We start from the raw sequence: 18,300 nt of genomic DNA, 5'->3' as shown, positions 1-18,300 counted from the left end.
CCACAAATTAGGAGGAGTTTGGGTGTTTGAGCTGATTCAATCCGGTGGCTGGCTGATGGTGCCGATTCTGGCCTGTTCGGTGCTGGCGTTGGCGATCTGTCTGGAGCGTTTATGGACCCTGCGGGTAAGTCGCATCGCGCCGCCGGGGCTGTTGGCGCAGATCTGGGGGCAGGTGCGCGATGGCGAGCTGACCCTCGAGCAGATGCAGGCGATCAAGGCCTCCAGCGCACTGGGTCGCATCCTGGTGGCGGGCCTGAACAATGCCCGCTTCGGTCGTGATGTGATGAAGGACAGTATCGAGGAGGCGGCCAGTCATGTGGTGCATGAGCTGGAACGTTTCCTCAACCCGCTCGGCACCATTGCCGCGATCACCCCGTTGTTGGGGCTGCTGGGTACCGTTATCGGCATGATCAAGGTGTTTACCGAGATCATGGTGCAGGGTACCGGCAACGCCAACGTGTTGGCCGGTGGCATCTCCGAGGCATTGATCACCACGGCGGCCGGCCTGTCGGTAGCCATTCCGGCACTGATCTTCCACCGCTATTTCCAGCGCCGGGTCGATTCGCTGGTGGTGACCATGGAGCAGGAGTCGATCAAGTTGATCGAGGCGATGCATGGCGAGCGCGAAGTCGACTATGACTGACGGGGGCGCACGATGAAATTTCGCCGCCAGAGGGTGGAGGAGGTCAACGTCAACCTGACGCCGCTGATTGACGTGGTGTTCCTGTTACTGATCTTCTTCATGGTGTCGACCACCTTTACCCGCGAAACCCACCTGGAGATCGACCTGCCGCAGGCGGAAGGTGTCAGTGAACAGCAGGAGCAGAAGGAGCTGCTGGAGATCCTGATCGCCGCTGACGGCAGCTACAGTGTCAACGGCACGCCGCTGGTCAATACCCAGCCCGATACCCTCAAGCGGGCGCTGCGGGAATTGTCCGCCGGCGATACCAAGCGGCCGCTGACCATTACCGCCGATGCCAATACGCCGCACCAGTCGGTAGTAACAGCGATGGATGTGGCCGGCCAACTGGGCTTCATCCAGCTCAGTATCACCACCCAGGAGCCGGGTGCGGATTGATGTCGCGATTGCAAGAGCGCTGGTACAGTGATCAGGCGCCGGCACTGCCGTGGCGGTTGCTGGAGTCTTTCTACCGCTTTGTCGTAACCCGCCGTAGAGCGGCTGCCAAGCAGGCCTGGCAGCCGCCGGTACCGCTGGTGGTGGTCGGCAACATTACCCTGGGCGGCACCGGTAAGACGCCGCTGGTGGCCTGGCTGGTGGAGCGGGCGCGCCAGGCCGGTTTCCGGCCCGGTATCGTCAGCCGCGGTTACAAGGCCAAGCCGCCGGCGCTGCCCTGGGTGGTCGAAGCTTCCGGTAATCCGGCCCAGTGCGGTGATGAGCCGCTGATGCTGGCCCGGCGCTGTGGTTGTCCGGTGGTGATCGACCCGAATCGGGTACAGGCTGCCCGGCATCTGCTGGAGCGCTTTGATTGCGACCTGATTATCAGCGACGACGGCCTGCAGCATCATGCCCTGGGGCGGGATCTCGAGCTGGTGGTGATCGACGGGGTGCGTGGCCTGGGCAACGGCCACTGTCTGCCGGCCGGGCCGCTGCGCGAGCCGGCCGAGCGTCTGTCGTCGGTGGATTTTGTTATCAGTAACGGCCGCCCGAAGCCGTCGCTGGAGCGGGTCGATGTACAGATGCGGCTACAACCGCAGCGCTACCGCGCGCTGGATGGTGCAGAACTGCCATTGGAGCATTTTTCCGGCGAGCGGGTGCATGCCGTCGCCGGTATCGGCAACCCGAAGCGGTTTTTCGATACGCTGGCGTCGCTTGGGGTGTCGTTCATGCCCCATCCGTTTCCGGATCACCATGCCTATACGGCGGATGAGCTGCAGTTCGAGCCGCCGCTGCCGTTGCTGACGACAGAAAAAGATGCGATTAAATGGGCTGGGCTGGGCCTCCGTCAGGGGTATTACCTCGAAGTGGCGGCCGAGTTGCCCGAAACCTTTGCAGCGGCGTTGCTGCAGCGCTTAACTGAGATTGCGCAAACTAAACGGTAAACGATCAATATGGATACGAAACTGCTCGAAATTCTGGTCTGCCCGGTGTCCAAGGCGCCGTTGGAATGGAACAAGGAGACCAATGAACTGATCTGTCGCGCCAGCGGACTGGCCTACCCGATTCGTGACGATATTCCGGTGATGCTGGAGTCCGAAGCGCGCACCCTGACCGCCGAAGAGCGTGAGCGAAAGTAAGGGGCAGCCATGAGCTTCACAGTGATAATTCCGGCGCGCTACGCGTCGACCCGCTTTCCCGGCAAGCCGCTGGCGGATCTGGCCGGCAAGCCGATGCTGCAACATGTCTACGAGCGTGCCTGCCAGAGCGAGGCCAATCGTGTCATCATCGCCACCGACGACGATCGCATCGCCGCTGCTGCCCGTGGTTTCGGCGCCGAGGTCTGCATGACCTCCAGCGAGCACCCGTCCGGCACCGACCGGCTGCAGGAGGTAGTCCACCAGCTGGGTTTCTATGCCGACGATATCGTGGTCAACGTACAGGGTGACGAGCCGCTGATCCCGCCGCGGATCATCAATCAGGTGGCCCATAACCTGAAGGCGGTGCCCAGTGCGAGTATCGCCACCCTCAGCGAGCCGATCGAATCACTCGAAAGCCTGCTCAATCCCAACGTGGTCAAGGTGGTCAGTAGTGTCGACGGCAGGGCGATGTACTTCAGCCGGGCGCCGATCCCCTGGCCCCGTGACCAGCATCAGCAGGCTTTGGAGAGCGGCGAGATGCCGACTGGCTTCAGCTGGCAGCGCCATATCGGTATCTATGCCTACCGGGTCAAGCTGCTGAACGACTTCGTCAAATGGCCGCCGGCACCGCTGGAGCAGACCGAGTGCCTGGAGCAGCTGCGCGCCATGTGGCAGGGCGCCGGTATTCATGTCGAGCAGGCGGATGAACAGCCGCCGGCCGGCGTCGATACGCCGGAAGATCTTGAGCGTATCCGTGCGCTGCTGGAGGGTTGACGGATGACCCGGGTGTTATTCGTTTGTCTGGGCAATATCTGTCGCTCGCCGACCGCTCACGGGGTGTTCCTGCACAAGGTGAGCCGGTCCGGTATGGCGGATCTGATCGAGGTGGATTCCGCCGGCACCGCCGCTTACCACATCGGTAAGGCGCCCGATGCCCGCGCCACCGCGGCGGCGGCTCGGCGTGGCTATGATCTGAGCCCGTTGCGGGCTCGCCAGGCCAAACCGGTCGATTTCCAGCGCTATGATTATGTGCTGGCGATGGACAGCCAGAACCTGGCTGACCTGCGGGATATCTGTCCGGCGGATTACCAGGGCCATCTGGGGCTGTTTCTGGAGTTCGCCGGGCTGTCCGGCGCGGAAGTGCCCGATCCCTATTATGGCGGCGACGCGGGCTTTGAGCGGGTGCTCGACTTGGTCGAACAGGCGGCCGACGGCTTGCTGCAACGGATCCGGACCAGCCGATGAGCCTGCAGATCGTCGAAGACTATCCGCTGACTCGCTGTAATACGCTGGGCTTTCATGCGGTCGCCGAGCGTTTTGTCGAGATCGCTTCGCTGGATCAGTTGCAGCAGGCCCTGCAGTTGGCCGACCAGCAGGCATGGCCGTTACTGGTGCTGGGCGGCGGTAGCAATCTTATCCTGGCTGACCGGCTGCCGGGGCTGGTGGTGCGGCTCGAGAACCGCGGTATCGAACTGCTCGAGGAGCAGGGCGGCCAGCTGCTGGTCGAGGTGGCCGCTGGTGAGTCCTGGCATGGCCTGGTTGAGAGCGCGCTTCAGCGTGGCTGGCATGGCCTGGAAAACCTGGCGTTGATTCCGGGTACTGTCGGCGCCGCTCCGATTCAGAATATCGGCGCCTATGGTGTCGAGCTGAAAGACAACATGGTTTCGTTGACCGCCTGGGATCGTCAGCAGCAGCGGTTGATAGAGTTCGGCAACGATGACTGCGGTTTTGGTTATCGGTGGAGTCGTTTCAAAGGTGAGGATGCCGGTCGGTATATTATCTGGTCGGTGCGCTTCAGGCTGAGCCGTACGCCTGTCGTCAACCTGGCCTATCGTGCGCTGGCTGAACAGCTCGCAGCGGACGGTATTGTAGAGCCGACCCCGCAGCAGCTGTTCGACACCATCGTTGCGATTCGGCGCAGCAAGCTGCCGGATCCCGCCCAGCTGGGCAATGCCGGCAGCTTCTTCGAGAACCCGATTGTCGAGCAGAGCGTCTATGAGGCTCTGAAAGGGCGTTTCCCGCGCTTGGTGGCGTTTCCCGATAAGCCGGGTCATATGAAGCTGGCGGCCGGCTGGCTGATCGACCAGGCTGGCTGGAAGGGGTATCGTCAGGGCGCTGTCGGTGTCTATGACCGGCAGGCGTTGGTATTGGTCAATCATGGTGGTGGTGATCGCCAGCAACTACTGGCGCTGGCCGGCAGTATCCAGCGGTCGGTGCAGCAAACCTTCGGTGTGCAGCTGCAGATCGAACCGCGTCTCTACCCACAACCGGCTTAAGTCGGTTTTTTTACAGCTATTTTTTACAGTTAAGAGTTGTCAGTGTTGAGTTAACAGTTTTGCCTGGCGGTGGCTTATAGCAGGGTGGATAGGTTGGTATCTGTTTAAGTCTATGCAGCTAGGCGAGATGCTGTCGCCGGGCTTGTTACCAGTGGCGGGGCCGGATGCTTACTGTTTACTCAACTCTGTCATCTGTTCACTGCGAACAAAAAAATACCCGCATCCAAGGATGCGGGTATTTGCTTTCAGCTTAAGGCGTTGGCCGTTTCGATCAGCCGTCAGACTGCTGGCGGCGCGCTTCGCGTGGATCGTTCGGGGCGCGGCGGCTGCGACGACGGCGCGGACGCTCTTCGGCGGCCGGTTTCTCCTCGACCGCTTCTGCTTCCGCTTTATCCTCAGTCACTTCAACCGCGACGACGGGTTCTGCTTCGGCAGCTTCGGTCGTTTCGGCTTTGGCTTCGTCGGCGCTCGGCTTCGGAGCCTCTTCTGCGGCTTCAGCTTCGGTCGCTTCAGCAGTTGCTTCGGTCGGAGTTTCGACGGTCGCGACAGCTTCGGCAGGGGCTTCGGCTTCTGTAGTTTCGTCGGCCGGTGCTTCCGCCGTTGACTCGGCTGCTTCGGCTGCCGGCTCTGCGGTTTCGGTCTCGGCTGTTGCAGGCTCGGCGGCCAACTGCTGCTGCTGCTGCTGCTGCGGCTGTTCTTCGGCTACTGCCGCTGCTTCCGGCTCAGCCTGTTCCTTTGTGGCTTCGACGGATTCAGTTTCTGCAACCGCTTGTCCGGTCGGGGCTTCGGCTTCGGCTGTTTCGGTTTCGGCCGGTTCCAGCTTGGTCTCGGCTTCGCCGATAGCGGTTTCCGCTTCTGCGGCTGCCGTCTGCTCGATGGCTTCGGCTGTTGTGCGCTCTGTCTCAACCGCTGCCGGTTGCTCTGCGGTCTGAGCTACCTGCTCAGGCGCTTCGCTGGTGGCTGTCTGTACGGCTTCGGTTGCTTCCACCACATCGGTGATCTGACCGTTGACCGGTGTCGGCATCGCTTCGGCCTCTACGGCGGCTGCGCTGTCGGCAGCGGCTGCTACCGCCGGAATGGCCTGTTCGGCGACTTCGCTGCGCTGGGCGACCCGTTCCTCGCCGCGGCGACGACGACCACGACGGCGCGGATTGCGGGCGACCACTTCCTCTTCGGGTGCGGCTTCGGTTGCTGCTTCGGCGCGATCGGCTGCCACGGCGCTATCGGCAGCGTTGGCGGTTGCCTTGGCTTCCAGCGGCGGCTGCTCCTCCTGCTCCTTGCGGGATTTGCGGCGGCGGCGGCGCGGTTTCTGCTGCTCTTCGCCTTCTGTTTTCTCCGGTTTGGCTTTCGGCAGCGGCTGATCCGGTTCCGGCTGGATGGTGATCACTTCGTCCTGCTCTTTGCTCGGACGGCGGCGGTCACGATCATTGTCGCGGCGACGGGACTTCGGCTTGCGGCGGCTGTCGGAGCGGCCTTCCGGGCGTTCCTTGCGCGCCGGTTTTTCCTCTTTTTCAACAGGTGCCGGTTCTGCTTTCACTGCCGGTTCGGCGGTGGTTGTACCGGTGCCGAACAGGGCGCCGATGATACGACCGAACAGGCCCGGTTTGGCGGCTGCCGGTGCGGGAGCCGGGGCTGCTGCCGGTGTCGGTGCCGCTGCTGCCGGTTTGCTTTCGCTGCCGGCGGTGGCCGGGCTCTCGGCAGGTTTCTCAGTGACCGGGGCAGGCGCCTTCGGAGCCAGGGTTTTCACCGCCGCTACTTCGCGCGGTGCGGGGGCCGGCGCGCTGGTTTCCAGTGACAGGTCCAGCTCCGGTTCCGGCTGCAGGTTGTAGCTGGCGTCGTTGGTGGTGGTGACGCTGTGGTCGTCACGCAGCCGTACCACTTCGTAGTGCGGGGTTTCCATGTTCGGGTTCGGCACGATCACCACCTGCACGCTGTGGCGCAGCTCGATCTCGTGTACCGGGCGGCGCTTCTCGTTCAGCAGGTAAGTGGCCACGCTGACCGGCAGGATCGCCCGGATCTGGGCGGTGCGGTCCTTGGCGGACTCCTCTTCGATCAGGCGCAGGATCGACAGTGCCAGCGATTCGGTGTCGCGGATGATGCCCTGGCCGGAGCAGCGCGGGCAGACCACGCCGCGGGTTTCGGCCAGCGACGGACGCAGCCGCTGGCGGGACATCTCCAGCAGGCCGAAGCGGGAGATGCGGCCCATCTGAACGCGGGCGCGGTCCAGCTTCAGCGCGTCGCGCAGTCGGTTTTCCACCTCGCGCTGGTTCTTGATCGGCGTCATATCGATGAAATCGATCACGATCAGGCCGCCGATATCGCGCAGACGCAGCTGGCGGGCGATCTCTTCCGCCGCTTCGAGGTTGGTGTTCAGCGCGGTTTCCTCGATATCGCCGCCACGGGTGGCGCGCGCCGAGTTGATGTCGATCGATACCAGTGCCTCGGTCGGGTCGATCACGATGGAACCGCCGGACGGCAGTTTCACTTCGCGCTCGAAGGCGGTCTCGATCTGGGTTTCGATCTGGAAGCGGTTGAACAGCGGGGTCTGCTCGCTGTAGTGCTTGATCTTCTGTTCGTAGCTCGGCATTACCTGCTGTACGAAACTTCTGGCTTCGTCAAAGACGGCCTTGTCGTCGATCAGTACTTCACCGATATCGGCGCGCAGGTAATCGCGGATCGCGCGGATCACCACGTTGCTGTCCTGGTAGATCAGGAACGGGGCTTTCTTCTCTGACGCCTGGGTGATCGCTTCCCACAGGGTGGCCAGGTAGTCGAGGTCCCACTGCAGCTCTTCGCTGGAGCGGCCAACACCGGCGGTGCGGATGATTATGCCCATCTTGTCGGGCACGGTGACGCCGGACAGGGCTTCCTTCAGCTGTGTCCGCTCGTCGCCTTCGATGCGGCGTGAGATGCCGCCGGCACGCGGATTGTTCGGCATCAGCACCAGGTAGCGGCCGGCCAGACTGATGAAAGTTGTCAGTGCCGCGCCCTTGTTGCCACGCTCCTCCTTGTCGACCTGAACGATCACCTCGGTGCCTTCTTTCAGCACCTCCTTGATGTTCGGGCGGCCGCCACGTTCAGGCTGCTTGTGGAAGTATTCGCGGGAGATCTCTTTCAGCGGCAGGAAGCCGTGACGTTCGGCGCCGTAGTCGACGAAGGCCGCTTCCAGGCTGGGTTCGACGCGGGTGATGCGGCCTTTGTAGATGTTGGCCTTTTTCTGTTCCCGGCTACCGGATTCGATATCCAGGTCGTACAGGCGCTGGCCATCTACCAGCGCGACACGCAGCTCTTCCGGTTGAGTTGCGTTGATTAACATTCGTTTCATCTAGAAGGTCTCTAAAGTGAAACGCTTTTCATGCCAGGAGTCTCGTCGCCGGTGTATCCGAGGCGCGGTCTTGTGCTGTGATGCGCCACTGTGCCTGTATCGTCCGTAGCTGTATCCGGGAAGCGCTTCTTTTTTGCGCTTACTCAGCAGGTCTGGCCGCAGCCGGTAGGCCGGTGCGGTGATCAGGTAGTGTTCGGGTGCCTTTTGTGCCAGCACCCCATTACAGCGCGGTGTAGGAAACGTCGACCTATGTTGTTCTTGTTACTTGTTGTGGCTGCGTGTGATCGCAGGTTCCTGGTCGGCGTGCGTCTGCACCTCCAACTGCGCCTTGTCGCGGACAGTTGGTCAGAAAAGCGTTACATCTAATTAATAATTCGGCATTGCCGCTACGTTATGGGGCTGGGCCTATCTTGTGATTTACGGACAGACCGAAAATGAAATAAAGTACAGCCTTCCTCGCACGGCAGCGTTAAAATATAACAGCTATCAAATACCGCATCAATTTTCGACGCTTAACGGCTAAATTTCCTATGTCTGAACAACAGGGCGCCAACGCCGCGCAGGTCCGTTTCGTTACAATCACGGACGCGCAGGCGGGGCAGCGCATCGATAACTTTCTCCGTACCGAGCTGAAAGGTGTCCCCAAGAGCATGATCTACCGCATTGTTCGCAAGGGCGAGCTGCGGGTCAACAAAAAGCGCGTCAAGCCGGAATACCGGCTGCAGATCGACGATCTGGTGCGGATACCGCCGCTACGGGTCGCCGAGCGTGATGCGCCGCCGCCGGTCAGCGACGGCATGCAACAACATCTCGAAGACGCCATCCTGTATGAGGATGCCGATCTGCTGGTGATCAACAAGCCGTCCGGACTGGCCGTACATGGCGGCAGCGGCGTGTCGCTGGGGCTGATCGAGGCATTGCGCCAGATCCGCCCGCAGGCCCGCTTCCTGGAGCTGGTGCACCGGCTCGACCGCGATACCTCCGGTTGCATCATGGTGGCCAAGAAACGCAGTGCATTGAAGTTCATGCATGAAGCGCTGCAACGCAGCAAGGTGACCAAGATCTATCATGCGTTGGTCTGCGGTCACTGGTCGGCCAGCAAGCGGCGGGTCGATGCACCACTACGCAAGAATGAGCTCAAATCCGGCGAACGAGTGGTCAAGGTCCAGGCCGACGGTAAGGCGGCGTTAACCGAGTTTAAGGTATTAAACCGGTTCGGCCGGCAGGCGACCCTGGTAGAGGCGCGTCCGATCACCGGGCGAACCCACCAGATCCGTGTCCATGCCCAGTTTGAAGGGCATCCGATTGTCGGTGATGATAAGTACGGTATTGACGAGATCAATCGGCAGATGAAGACGATCGGCTTCCGGCGTCTGTTTCTGCATGCGGCGGAGCTGCGTATTCCGCTGCCGTCTGGCGGCCGCAAGATAATCGAGGCGCCGCTCGACGAGACATTGATCGCTGCCATGGAACGACTGGCCGCAGGGCAGCGCGGTCAGCAACAACAGAAAGTAAACGGTCATGGGTGAACAGATGCTCAGCGAACAGATTTTTCAGGTTGCGGAAACGCTGTTGTTGGATGGTAAGGAGCCGCAGCCGGCGCTGATCGCCGAACAGGTGGGCTGCGAGCTGGCGGCGGTGGAGGCGGTTTGGTCGGAGCTCTGGCGCAATCTGCCGAGTCGGCTGCTGGCGCGTGAATCCCAGGTGATGCTGACCGAGGTGCCGGCAGTCTTGAATCAGGCATTCGTGCGGATCTGGCAGCATGCCTTGCAAGAGGCCAACGCCCGGATGGCACTGGAGAAACATCAGGTCGACCTGGGCGCCGAGGAAGCTCGGCGCAGCACCGATGATGCGGTGCGGCGTGCCCAGTCACAGGTTGTTGAGAGCAACGAACGGCTCCGCCAGGAGCAGGAACGACTGGCCGAGGCCAATAGCCAGATCAAAGGGTTGGAGGCGGAGATCCAGGTACTGAAGACCAACCTGGGTTCGGAAACGTCACTGCGCAAAAAAGAGGAGCAGCGACGCTCCAACCTGGAGCAGGAGCTGGCGCATCTGCGTAAGGCCCACGAGGATTCGAAGCGCACCTTTGATCAGCGCATCAAGGACGAGCAACGCCACTCGGTGGAGGCGGTCAGCAAGGCGGAGGCGGACGTACGCTATTTCCGCAACGCGCTGGAAAAGCTGCGTGACGAAGTCGGCAAGAAAGAGTCGGCGATGACCCGCACGATCCATGACCTGCAGGCTGAACTGGCCAAACGTGACGTTAAGATCGACGGTGCTAAGCTTCAGATTAAATCGCTGGAAGAGGATCTCAAGCAGCAGCAGACCGACAGCAGCGGTCGCAGCCGGGATATCGCCAAGCTAAGCAGCCAACTGTTGTCGGAGACCAACAAGAGCAAGCGGCTGGAGGACAAGGTGCGTGAGCTCGAGGAGGAGATCAAGCGTCAGCGCTCCAAGCAGACCAACACGGTCACGGAGGCATCTCGCCGCGAGAACGGTCTGCGCATTCAACTGAAAGACAAGGATGAGGAGCTGATGCGGGCCAATGCCAAGCTGAACTCGCTGGAGCGTCGCCTGATCGCTCAGGAAGAGGAGCTGCGTCGACTCAGTGCCCTGAGCTAATTAGGACCTGCGGATGCTGAATGCGCTAGACGCATTTTCCTGTTAACAGGCCCTGCCCAGATTATTCTATAGTGTTATAGTTAGCGCCGATTTAATTCTATAAACGATATAAGGCTGCACTATGAAACTGCAACAACTGCGTTATATCTGGGAAGTGGCCCGTCACGACCTGAATGTATCCGCAACCGCACAGAGCCTTTACACCTCCCAGCCGGGCATCAGTAAGCAGATCCGGCTGCTGGAGGACGAGCTGGGGGTGGAGGTTTTCGCCCGTAGCGGTAAGCACCTGACGCGGGTAACGCCGGCCGGCGAGGCGATTCTCGATGTGGCCGGGCAGATTCTGCAGAAAGTCGAGAGCATCAAGCAGGTCGCCCAGGAGTTCTCCGACGAGAAAAAGGGCAGCCTGGCGGTCGCGACCACCCATACCCAGGCACGTTACGCGTTGCCGCGTCCGATTACCCGGTTCATACAGCAATACCCTGAAGTGTCGCTGCATATGCATCAGGGTACGCCGATGCAGATCTCGGAGATGGCGGCTGACGGTACCGTCGATTTTGCGATCGCCACCGAGGCGCTGTCGCATTTCAGCGATCTGATCATGATGCCCTGCTATCGCTGGAACCGTTCGGTGGTGGTGCCGAAGGACCATCCGCTGACCCAGGTTTCCAAGTTGACGCTTAAAGACGTCGCCGCATTCCCGATCGTGACCTACGTGTTCGGCTTTACCGGCCGTTCCAAGCTGGACGACGCCTTCAAGCGTGAGGGGTTGCAGCCGAAAGTGGTGTTTACCGCAGTCGATTCCGACGTGATCAAGACCTACGTCCGGCTTGGGCTAGGTGTTGGCATCATCGCCTCGATGGCCTACGAGCCGGATCAGGACAGCGACCTGGTGGCGCTGGACTGCAGTCACCTGTTCGAATCCAGCACCACCAAGATCGGTTTCCGCAAGGGGACCTTCCTGCGCGGTTATATGTACGACTTTATCGAGCTGTTCGCACCGCACCTGAGCCGCGAAGTGGTGATGCAGGTGCAGGCCTGCGGCAATCGGGCCGAGATCGACGAGCTGTTCGCCCATCAGGAATTGCCGGATCTCTGATCGGTTTCGGCGCGCTCACTTGAACGGTGGCTTTGGCCACCGTTTTCATTTCGGGTGGTGACCGGCCGGCTGATGCTGGCCACGGGCGGCGGTGCCGTCGCCGATGGTCGCGTTGCAAGGGGGCGGGGCAGCAGGTACATTGTCGACCGACCCACTACCGCGCAGGCCGCCACCACCTATTACCTGCAACCGGCTGGCTGCGCGATCAACCTGCACATCATTAAGGAGTCTCCTGTGGAACTCGCCTGCCTGGACCTGGAAGGGGTCCTGATCCCGGAAATCTGGATCGCCTTTGCCGAAGAAACCGGTATTGATGAACTGAAAGCCACCACCCGCGACATCCCCGACTACGATGTGCTGATGAAACAGCGCCTGCGTATCCTGGACGAGCACGGCCTGACCCTGCCGCAGATTCAGGACACCATCAGCCGGCTGTCGCCGCTCGAGGGCGCACGCGAGTTCATCGACTGGCTGCGTGAGCGCTTCCAGGTGGTGATCCTGTCCGATACCTTCTACGAGTTCGCCGCCCCGTTGATGAAACAACTCGGCCATCCGACCCTGCTGTGCCATAAGCTGGAAGTGGATGGCGAAGGCCGCATCACCGACTATACCCTGCGTCAGCGCGATCCCAAGCGTCAGTCGGTACGTGCGTTCCAGCTGTTGAATTACCGGGTAATCGCCACCGGCGACTCCTACAACGACACCACCATGCTGACCCAGGCGGAAGAGGGTATCCTGTTCCACGCGCCGCAGAATGTGATCGAGGAGTTCCCGCAGTTCCCGGCGGTCCACAACTACGAAGATCTGAAGAAGGCCTTTATCAAGGCCAGCGACCGCGCGTTGACGCTGTAAACGGATTGCACCAATCAGTGCGTGGGCACAAAAAACGTGCCCACCCTGCCGTGCTGTAGGGCGCCACCCGGGGTGCCATCGCCGCCGGCGGTTGATGCCGTTGTCGTTGTTTGACCGGCCGGATCTTCCGATCCGATGCGCCGCTTGCCGCTTTTCCCTCCTTGTCGCTGGAAGCTTTTAGCTCCCTCCGCAAAAACATCTGGTCCGTTAATTGCTTGCATGTAAGCGATGAAACCTTTGCCAAGGAGCGAACCGATGTGGTTTCTATCGCCAGGACTGGATCTGCTGTGCCGCTTTTCACCGGCTGTCGCCGGGTCAATCATCTCACTTCTCTGGGCGGCATTGGCCGCCGGACTTTTTCTACAGCTGCCGGGTTTGATCTGGCTACTGCCGCTGATGCTCTATCTGCAGGGATGTTACTGCCTGTTGTTCGGGCAACGCTGGCATAGGTTGCGTCAAATCAGTGCAGACTGCCGTCGTCAGCGGCTGCAGGCCCGCACCGGTCTGCCGCCGATCGATCGACCGTTGGCGGAGGTCGCGGAAGGTTTTTATGCACTGTTGCGTAGCTATCACGAGTTGCAGACCCTGTCGCAGCAGTTGGCTGGCGAGATGTGTTTTTCCAGCCATGAGTTGGAGGCGCAGGCGACGAATGCGCTGGAGGGTTCCAGGGCGCAGCAACAGCAGCTGCTGACCGTGGCCAGTGCATCGGAACAGATGAGCCAGACGGTACAGCTGATTCGTGAGCATGTGCTGAGCACCCGGGGCGCGGCGGAGCAGACCAGCGACCGTTGCCAGGACGGTGCTGCGCAGGCGGGACAGCTCAGCGACACCCTGCAGAATATGCAGGCCCAGCTGGGCGATACCTCCGCCAAACTGACCGAGCTTAGCCAGGCCGCACAGGCGATTCAGGATTTTGTCGTCACCATCGAGACGGTGGCCTCGCAAACCAATCTGTTGGCGCTGAACGCGGCGATTGAGGCGGCCCGAGCCGGCGAGGCCGGTCGCGGCTTCGCGGTGGTGGCCGATGAGGTTCGTCAGCTCGCTGGCAGCACCGAACGGGCGACGGCAGATATCACCAGGCTGATGGATTCGATTCTGGCCGGTGTGCATTCGGTGATCGACAGCGCCGTGGCCAGCGAGCAGCGTTTGCAGGATGGCTTGCAGGTCTGCGAGCGGATGGTAGAACTGCTGGAGCAAATCGCCGACGACAGCCGTGGCAGTGTCGAGTTGATCCAGCAGGTTGATCGATCCATCGAGGAGCATGCCGGTGCCAGCGAAGCGATCAGCGAGCAGCTCAGCCGGCTGGGTGTCGCGTTGCAGAACCACAATGACCAGGCGTTGAACCTGCGTGAACTGACCGGCTACCTGGAACAGCTGACACAAGGTTTCCAGCAACAGGAGGCTGAGCGATGAGTGAGCTCTACGTGCTGACCTGGGTGATAGTTGGGTGGCTGTTGGCGGCACGCTGGCATGCGCTGAATATCGCTCGACGGCGGCGTCAACAAGTGAAACAGGGTATTGAGCAGCTGGCGTTACTGCTGGAACTGGTTCAGCTGCTGCAGCGCCATCGCGGGCTCTGCCTCAATGAGGCGGCAGTCGGCGGGGCGGAACAGCGAAGCCTGGCAACTCAAATCGACCAGCATTGGCGCGAGTTGTCAGGCAATGGTTATCCCGGTGATAGGCAGCGCCTGGCGCAGCAGGCCCATCACTGGCAGCAACTACGGCCCGGTCATGCGGACAGCTTCCAGCAACACTGCCGGTTGATCGACCAGTTGCTGCATGAGCTGACCGTGGTCGCCGATAACAGCACACTGACCGCAATGACGGATCAGGCGGCGAGCCGCCAGTTGTGGGACAACCTGCTGTATCGGCCCTACTACGCGGAGGCACTGGGGCGTATTCGTGGGCTCGGCAGCCTGGCCGCACGGACCGGCCACTGTTCGGCACGATTGCGGGTGCAGTTGCAGTACCTCGGCCGCGAGCTGGCGTGCTACCAACTGGCCGACAGCCGTAGCCAGCAGGTACTGGCACTGTTGAACGAGCAGATACTCAGGCCGACGACTATCGATATGGAGGCGCAGAGGTTTTTCGCCCAGATGTCGGCCTTTATCGACGAGCAGATCCAGCTGACCCAGGGTTACCTCGTACGATTGAAGGTCGGCTGAGTTCGGGGCTGTCGAGTTGTTAGGGGGCAGCAGGGCGAGCAGTCGGTCGCTGTCATATTACCGTCGCATTGGCTTTCTATACTGCCGCGCAATCTGGTTACTGGATAATCAGCCTCATATCTGTTTGGCGCAAAGGAAATAAAAAGGAGACTTTGATATGCCATCCATCCCGAGACTGCTCGCGGCAGTTGCGATCTCTGTTGCTATGCCCGTGCTGGCGACCGGTAGCCAGGGGACGCCGGACGAAGCCCTGGCACTGGTCAAGAGGGCGGTTGCCTTCTACAAGCTCAACGGGCAGCAGAAGACCATGGCGGCACTGAACGATCAGCAGGGCGACTTTATCGATCGGGATCTCTACGTATTCGTACACGATGACCAGGGGATCTATTACGCAATCGCCCCCAAGCCCAAGTTCATTGGCAAGAACCTCTCCAAGGTGCGCGACGCCAAGGGTAAGTTCATCGTTCAGGAGCAGCTCGACATGCTGAAAAGTGCCGACAGCATGTGGCAGGAGTATCACTGGGAAAACCCGGTATCCAAGAAGATTCAGCTGAAGAAGACCTACTGTGAAAAGGTTGACCAGCTCCACTTCTGTTCCGGCGCCTACGCCGTCAACTGACAGGACGTTGAATCATAAAGACCGGCCGGCCAGCCGGTCTTTTGTTATGGAATCGGCAGATGAAAATTCTACATCGTATTTTGATTGCACCGGCGCTGGCGGTGCTTTTTCTGGTGCTCTGCGGCCTGGTGGCGTTCGACGCCATCTCCCGGCAGCAGTCGGCAATGGATGAGATCAACAATGTTCGCTTTGCCCACCTGACCAAGGGGGCCGCCGTGGCGGACCAGATTGCCCAGGTGCATACCGATATGTTCCGCCTGGTCAGCTGGTACAACGCTTATGACGAAGCCACTCAGAACGCGATGAAGGCCAAGGTCGGTAAAGATCTGGCGTCGATCACCGAGCAGCTGAGCCGTTGGCAGCAGCAAAGTGAATTCAGTGACCAGGAGAAGGCTCAGCTGGAACAGATTCTGATGGGCCTTGCGAGCTATGCCTCAGCCACCGAAGCGGCGATCTTCATGGTCGACCTGGATCAGACCTCCGCACTGGGCGATATGCGCCATATCGAGCGGCAATTCATTGCCTTGAAAGAGCTGTTCGATGGGTATAACAACCTGCAGGCAGAGATGTCGGTGTCGCTGTTCGATACGGTAGCGGATGAATCCGGCCGGGCAACGTTGATCAACCTGTTGCTGGTGGCTGTGGCGGTGCTGATCTCAGGCCTGGTCGCGGTGGCCACGGCGCGCAGCCTGATGCGCCAACTGGGCGGTGAGCCGGCCGAGGCGGTACGGATCGCCCGGCAGATCGCGGCCGGCGACCTGACCGAGCAGCTGGCGCCGGCGACTGAGGGCAGCATTTTGGACGCGGTGGCGCGGATGCAGCAGAGTCTGCGCGGTATGGTCTCCACGCTGACCGACAACGCGCATCAGCTGGCCGACAGCGCCGAGGCACTGACCCAGGCGGCGGATACGGTAGCGCAGAGCTCCGGCAGCCAGAGCCAGGCGGCTTCATCGATGTCGGCGGCGATCGAACAGTTGCGTACCAGCATCGGCGAGGTGTTCCACAATGCCCAGTCGGCCAGTGAAACCTCACGCGAGTCGGGTGAGCGGGCAGTGAGTGGCAGTGGCATCATGCTCGATACCACCCGCTCGATGGAGCTGATGGCCGAGGCGGTGAAAGCGGTCTCCAGTTCGGTGCAGGATCTGGGCGATAAAACCGATCGGATCTCCTCGGTGGTGAACGTGATCCAGGGGGTGGCCGAACAGACCAACCTGTTGGCACTGAATGCGGCGATCGAAGCGGCCCGGGCCGGCGAGCAGGGCCGTGGTTTCGCTGTGGTGGCCGATGAGGTGCGCGAGCTGGCCCAGCGGGCGGCCCGTTCAACCGATGAGATCAGTACCATTATCCGCGAGATCCAGCTGGGGGTAGCAGCGACCAGCGAGGCGATGAACACTTCAGTGCAGCAGGTCGAAGAGGGGGTGGCCTTGGGCAATGAGGCCGGTGACTCGATCACCCGTATCCGCGTCTCGGTCGAGCAGGTTCTGACGGCGGTGGAGGGGATCTCACAAGCGTTGCAGGAACAGACCGCATCGACCGACGAGATCGCCGACGGCATTATCCATATCGCCGAGATGTCGGTTGATAACAGCGATCGCGCCCAGGCCAGCGCCGAAGAAGCCCGGACGGTGGCGCAGCTGTCGAAGAATATTCACAGTGCGATGGGGCAGTTCCGCTGTTGAACGACGGCCGTCGTTGAGGCGAGGTTAGTCGCTCAGGGTTTCGCTCTGGAACAGCTCGACCTGTACCTGGTCGCTCCAGAAGTCCGTCGGCAGGCCGATTTTGCGCTTCAGCTGGCGGACGAACTCGTCTGGCTTTGGCAGGCTCTGCCAGACGGCGGGCAGAAAGAGTCCCCGTTTTTTACCAAAACCGATGATCAGGCCGTGGCGGTTCGGTTCCAGCGCAGTCAGCAGTTCCGCTTCACTGGCGACGGGGAAGGGGCGGGGTTCGCTCAGTACCGAGATCTCGATTCGGCAGCGATCCAGCTCTTCCGGCTGCAGCGGTAGGAAGCGCGGGTCGCGGAAGGCCGCGGCGCGCGCGTTATGTTGCACCGCTTCAGCCAGCGGCCGGTCCTCCTCCAGCGTGCCCATGCAGCCGCGCAGCTGGTCGGCCAGCAGCAGGGTGACGAAGCAGCAGGACGGTTGCTGCAGTCGCGTCAGCCCGGCGCAGTCGATGGAAATACCGCTAGTGAGTTTGTCCGGCGATTCGGCCTGCTCGAAACAGTCGCGGATCGACCGGCGGGCAAGCGTCAATAGCCGGTGTTTTTCCAGCTCAGTAAACGGCGTAGGCGCCATAACCCACCACCTGGGCCTTGTCGCCGGCGGTATCGCCGGAGTTACAGCGGGCCAGTTGCTCCAGTCGGTAGCCCTTGCCTTCGCAGGCCGCCAACAGGCCATTGATTGCATTGCTGCCACAGGCCTCTTCCGGTATCAGCGAGGCCTGCTGGCTGAGGATCTTGTTGCTGGTCAGCCGGTCGATCTGCTGACAGGCCTCGTAGTCATGGTAGTGGCTCAGGTCGGAGCTGATCAGGGTCAGTACCTGATCGTCGGCCAGCGCGTCGTGGATCAGCGCGGCAACCTGCTCTTTAGCAGCCTGGCCCACCACCACCGGCAGGATCGGCCCCTGGATATCGAGAAACTGCAGAAACGGCAACTGAACCTCCAGGCAGTGCTCCAGCCGGTGCGGTTCGTCGGCGCTTTCCACCAGGCCCTGTTGCCGCAACCGTTCCTGCTCATCTACCGCCAGCGGCACGGTGCCCAGCGGCGTCTCGAACTGCTGTGCGCTGGGGACCGCCATGCCGTGTAGTGGTACCCGATGGTTGGGGCCCAGCAGCAATATGTACTTGTAGTGGTGGCCGGCGACAGTTTGGTAGGCCTGGGCGGCGACAGGGCCGGAGTAGATCAACCCGGCATGGGGCACAATCAACGCTCGCGGCACGCTCTTAAGCTCCGGCGGTAGTGGCAGGCAGAGCTGTTCCAGCAGGGCTTCCAGGTCGGCGCGATCGGCCGGATAGAACATCCCGGCCACCGCGGCGGGGCGGGTTTTCATCAGTGCTACTCCGAGGTTCAGCTAATCTGAAAGTATAGCGTTAT

19 protein-coding genes are annotated in these 18,300 nt (G+C 61.2%); 15 read left to right on the top strand and 4 right to left on the bottom strand.

Annotation, left to right across the window (positions count from 1 at the left end; translation table 11 throughout):
• Nucleotides 1–22 precede the first annotated feature (22 nt).
• Genes K6T12_RS01500 through murB form a run of 7 tightly spaced genes read left to right on the top strand, consistent with a single transcriptional unit; the run spans nt 23 to nt 4,532 of the window.
• Nucleotides 23–643, top strand: a complete 621-nt coding sequence (locus K6T12_RS01500; protein WP_222218775.1) for a MotA/TolQ/ExbB proton channel family protein — start codon at nt 23–25, stop codon at nt 641–643.
• Between the two features lie 12 nt (nt 644–655).
• Entirely contained in the window at nt 656–1,078 is a 423-nt protein-coding gene (locus K6T12_RS01495; RefSeq protein ID WP_222218773.1) for an ExbD/TolR family protein, read from the top strand.
• Nucleotides 1,078–2,061, top strand: coding sequence for a tetraacyldisaccharide 4'-kinase (lpxK, locus tag K6T12_RS01490; protein ID WP_222218771.1), 984 nt, complete (start codon nt 1,078–1,080; stop codon nt 2,059–2,061). The genes K6T12_RS01495 and lpxK overlap by 1 nt, the downstream gene beginning before the upstream one ends.
• A gap of 9 nt (nt 2,062–2,070) precedes the next feature.
• Nucleotides 2,071–2,256, top strand: a complete 186-nt coding sequence (locus tag K6T12_RS01485; protein WP_222218769.1) for a Trm112 family protein — start codon at nt 2,071–2,073, stop codon at nt 2,254–2,256.
• A 9-nt stretch (nt 2,257–2,265) separates the two neighbouring features.
• Nucleotides 2,266–3,030, top strand: a complete 765-nt coding sequence (gene kdsB / locus K6T12_RS01480; protein ID WP_222218767.1) for a 3-deoxy-manno-octulosonate cytidylyltransferase — start codon at nt 2,266–2,268, stop codon at nt 3,028–3,030.
• 3 nt (nt 3,031–3,033) lie between these two features.
• Nucleotides 3,034–3,501, top strand: coding sequence for a low molecular weight protein-tyrosine-phosphatase (locus K6T12_RS01475; RefSeq protein ID WP_222218765.1), 468 nt, complete (start codon nt 3,034–3,036; stop codon nt 3,499–3,501).
• On the top strand, nt 3,498–4,532 hold the full coding sequence (gene murB / locus K6T12_RS01470) for a UDP-N-acetylmuramate dehydrogenase (protein ID WP_222218763.1): 1,035 nt from the start codon (nt 3,498–3,500) through the stop codon (nt 4,530–4,532). Before K6T12_RS01475 ends, murB begins: the two co-directional genes overlap by 4 nt.
• Nucleotides 4,533–4,803: 271 nt before the next feature.
• Here the strand turns inward: murB and rne are convergent, their stop codons facing one another.
• Nucleotides 4,804–7,857: a ribonuclease E gene (gene rne, locus K6T12_RS01465; protein ID WP_222218761.1), complete on the bottom strand. Its 3,054-nt coding sequence runs from the start codon at nt 7,855–7,857 to the stop codon at nt 4,804–4,806.
• A 530-nt stretch (nt 7,858–8,387) separates the two neighbouring features.
• Here rne and rluC point away from each other — a divergent pair.
• The 3 genes from rluC (at nt 8,388) to cysB (ending at nt 11,575) form a co-directional block, all read left to right on the top strand.
• Nucleotides 8,388–9,386 carry a 23S rRNA pseudouridine(955/2504/2580) synthase RluC gene (gene rluC / locus K6T12_RS01460; RefSeq protein WP_222218759.1) on the top strand — a complete coding sequence of 333 codons (999 nt, stop codon included), beginning with the start codon at nt 8,388–8,390 and terminating at the stop codon, nt 9,384–9,386.
• Nucleotides 9,379–10,479: a DNA-binding protein gene (locus tag K6T12_RS01455; protein WP_222218757.1), complete on the top strand. Its 1,101-nt coding sequence runs from the start codon at nt 9,379–9,381 to the stop codon at nt 10,477–10,479. The genes rluC and K6T12_RS01455 overlap by 8 nt, the downstream gene beginning before the upstream one ends.
• 121 nt (nt 10,480–10,600) lie before the next feature.
• Complete coding sequence (gene cysB / locus K6T12_RS01450; RefSeq protein ID WP_222218755.1) at nt 10,601–11,575, top strand: HTH-type transcriptional regulator CysB; 975 nt, start codon at nt 10,601–10,603, stop codon at nt 11,573–11,575.
• 45 nt (nt 11,576–11,620) lie between these two features.
• Here cysB and K6T12_RS01445 read toward each other — a convergent pair whose 3' ends face one another.
• Nucleotides 11,621–11,791 carry a hypothetical protein gene (locus tag K6T12_RS01445; RefSeq protein WP_222218753.1) on the bottom strand — a complete coding sequence of 57 codons (171 nt, stop codon included), beginning with the start codon at nt 11,789–11,791 and terminating at the stop codon, nt 11,621–11,623.
• An 18-nt stretch (nt 11,792–11,809) separates the two neighbouring features.
• Here K6T12_RS01445 and thrH point away from each other — a divergent pair, with 18 nt between their 5' ends.
• From thrH to K6T12_RS01420, 5 genes are all read left to right on the top strand, one after another.
• Nucleotides 11,810–12,427 carry a bifunctional phosphoserine phosphatase/homoserine phosphotransferase ThrH gene (gene thrH, locus K6T12_RS01440; protein WP_222218751.1) on the top strand — a complete coding sequence of 206 codons (618 nt, stop codon included), beginning with the start codon at nt 11,810–11,812 and terminating at the stop codon, nt 12,425–12,427.
• 255 nt (nt 12,428–12,682) lie between these two features.
• Nucleotides 12,683–13,840: a methyl-accepting chemotaxis protein gene (locus K6T12_RS01435; RefSeq protein ID WP_222218749.1), complete on the top strand. Its 1,158-nt coding sequence runs from the start codon at nt 12,683–12,685 to the stop codon at nt 13,838–13,840.
• Nucleotides 13,837–14,592: a hypothetical protein gene (locus tag K6T12_RS01430; RefSeq protein WP_222218747.1), complete on the top strand. Its 756-nt coding sequence runs from the start codon at nt 13,837–13,839 to the stop codon at nt 14,590–14,592. The genes K6T12_RS01435 and K6T12_RS01430 overlap by 4 nt, the downstream gene beginning before the upstream one ends.
• 157 nt (nt 14,593–14,749) lie before the next feature.
• Nucleotides 14,750–15,211: a cache domain-containing protein gene (locus K6T12_RS01425; RefSeq protein ID WP_222218745.1), complete on the top strand. Its 462-nt coding sequence runs from the start codon at nt 14,750–14,752 to the stop codon at nt 15,209–15,211.
• 59 nt (nt 15,212–15,270) lie between these two features.
• Nucleotides 15,271–16,890 (top strand): methyl-accepting chemotaxis protein, encoded by a 1,620-nt coding sequence (locus K6T12_RS01420; protein ID WP_222218719.1) that lies wholly within the window; start codon nt 15,271–15,273, stop codon nt 16,888–16,890.
• Between the two features lie 24 nt (nt 16,891–16,914).
• On the opposite strand, the gene amrA is transcribed toward K6T12_RS01420, so the two are convergent.
• The gene (gene amrA / locus K6T12_RS01415) at nt 16,915–17,502 is read right to left on the bottom strand and encodes an AmmeMemoRadiSam system protein A (RefSeq protein WP_222218717.1); all 588 of its coding nucleotides are present in this window, start codon (nt 17,500–17,502) and stop codon (nt 16,915–16,917) included.
• Complete coding sequence (gene amrB / locus K6T12_RS01410; protein ID WP_222218715.1) at nt 17,480–18,256, bottom strand: AmmeMemoRadiSam system protein B; 777 nt, start codon at nt 18,254–18,256, stop codon at nt 17,480–17,482. The genes amrA and amrB overlap by 23 nt, the downstream gene beginning before the upstream one ends.
• Between the last annotated feature and the right edge of the window lie 44 nt (nt 18,257–18,300).

It is taken from the genome of Marinobacterium arenosum (genome assembly GCF_019795155.1).
Taxonomy (GTDB): domain Bacteria; phylum Pseudomonadota; class Gammaproteobacteria; order Pseudomonadales; family Balneatricaceae; genus Marinobacterium_C; species Marinobacterium_C arenosum.
The sequence above is the reverse complement of the archived record's forward strand: the minus strand, read 5'-3'. Positions and strand labels throughout refer to the sequence as shown.

Bases quoted from the DNA above. Each gene is read 5' to 3' on its own strand.
- K6T12_RS01485 (WP_222218769.1), top strand. From the start codon at position 2,071: ATGGATACGAAACTGCTCGAAATTCTGGTCTGCCCGGTGTCCAAGGCG.
- K6T12_RS01420 (WP_222218719.1), top strand. From the start codon at position 15,271: ATGAAAATTCTACATCGTATTTTGATTGCACCGGCGCTGGCGGTGCTT.
- rluC (WP_222218759.1), top strand. From the start codon at position 8,388: ATGTCTGAACAACAGGGCGCCAACGCCGCGCAGGTCCGTTTCGTTACA.
- K6T12_RS01475 (WP_222218765.1), top strand. From the start codon at position 3,034: ATGACCCGGGTGTTATTCGTTTGTCTGGGCAATATCTGTCGCTCGCCG.
- K6T12_RS01495 (WP_222218773.1), top strand. From the start codon at position 656: ATGAAATTTCGCCGCCAGAGGGTGGAGGAGGTCAACGTCAACCTGACG.
- K6T12_RS01425 (WP_222218745.1), top strand. From the start codon at position 14,750: ATGCCATCCATCCCGAGACTGCTCGCGGCAGTTGCGATCTCTGTTGCT.
- kdsB (WP_222218767.1), top strand. From the start codon at position 2,266: ATGAGCTTCACAGTGATAATTCCGGCGCGCTACGCGTCGACCCGCTTT.
- K6T12_RS01435 (WP_222218749.1), top strand. From the start codon at position 12,683: ATGTGGTTTCTATCGCCAGGACTGGATCTGCTGTGCCGCTTTTCACCG.
- amrA (WP_222218717.1), bottom strand. From the start codon at position 17,502: ATGGCGCCTACGCCGTTTACTGAGCTGGAAAAACACCGGCTATTGACG.
- rne (WP_222218761.1), bottom strand. From the start codon at position 7,857: ATGAAACGAATGTTAATCAACGCAACTCAACCGGAAGAGCTGCGTGTC.
- K6T12_RS01455 (WP_222218757.1), top strand. From the start codon at position 9,379: ATGGGTGAACAGATGCTCAGCGAACAGATTTTTCAGGTTGCGGAAACG.
- K6T12_RS01430 (WP_222218747.1), top strand. From the start codon at position 13,837: ATGAGTGAGCTCTACGTGCTGACCTGGGTGATAGTTGGGTGGCTGTTG.
- cysB (WP_222218755.1), top strand. From the start codon at position 10,601: ATGAAACTGCAACAACTGCGTTATATCTGGGAAGTGGCCCGTCACGAC.
- amrB (WP_222218715.1), bottom strand. From the start codon at position 18,256: ATGAAAACCCGCCCCGCCGCGGTGGCCGGGATGTTCTATCCGGCCGAT.
- lpxK (WP_222218771.1), top strand. From the start codon at position 1,078: ATGTCGCGATTGCAAGAGCGCTGGTACAGTGATCAGGCGCCGGCACTG.
- murB (WP_222218763.1), top strand. From the start codon at position 3,498: ATGAGCCTGCAGATCGTCGAAGACTATCCGCTGACTCGCTGTAATACG.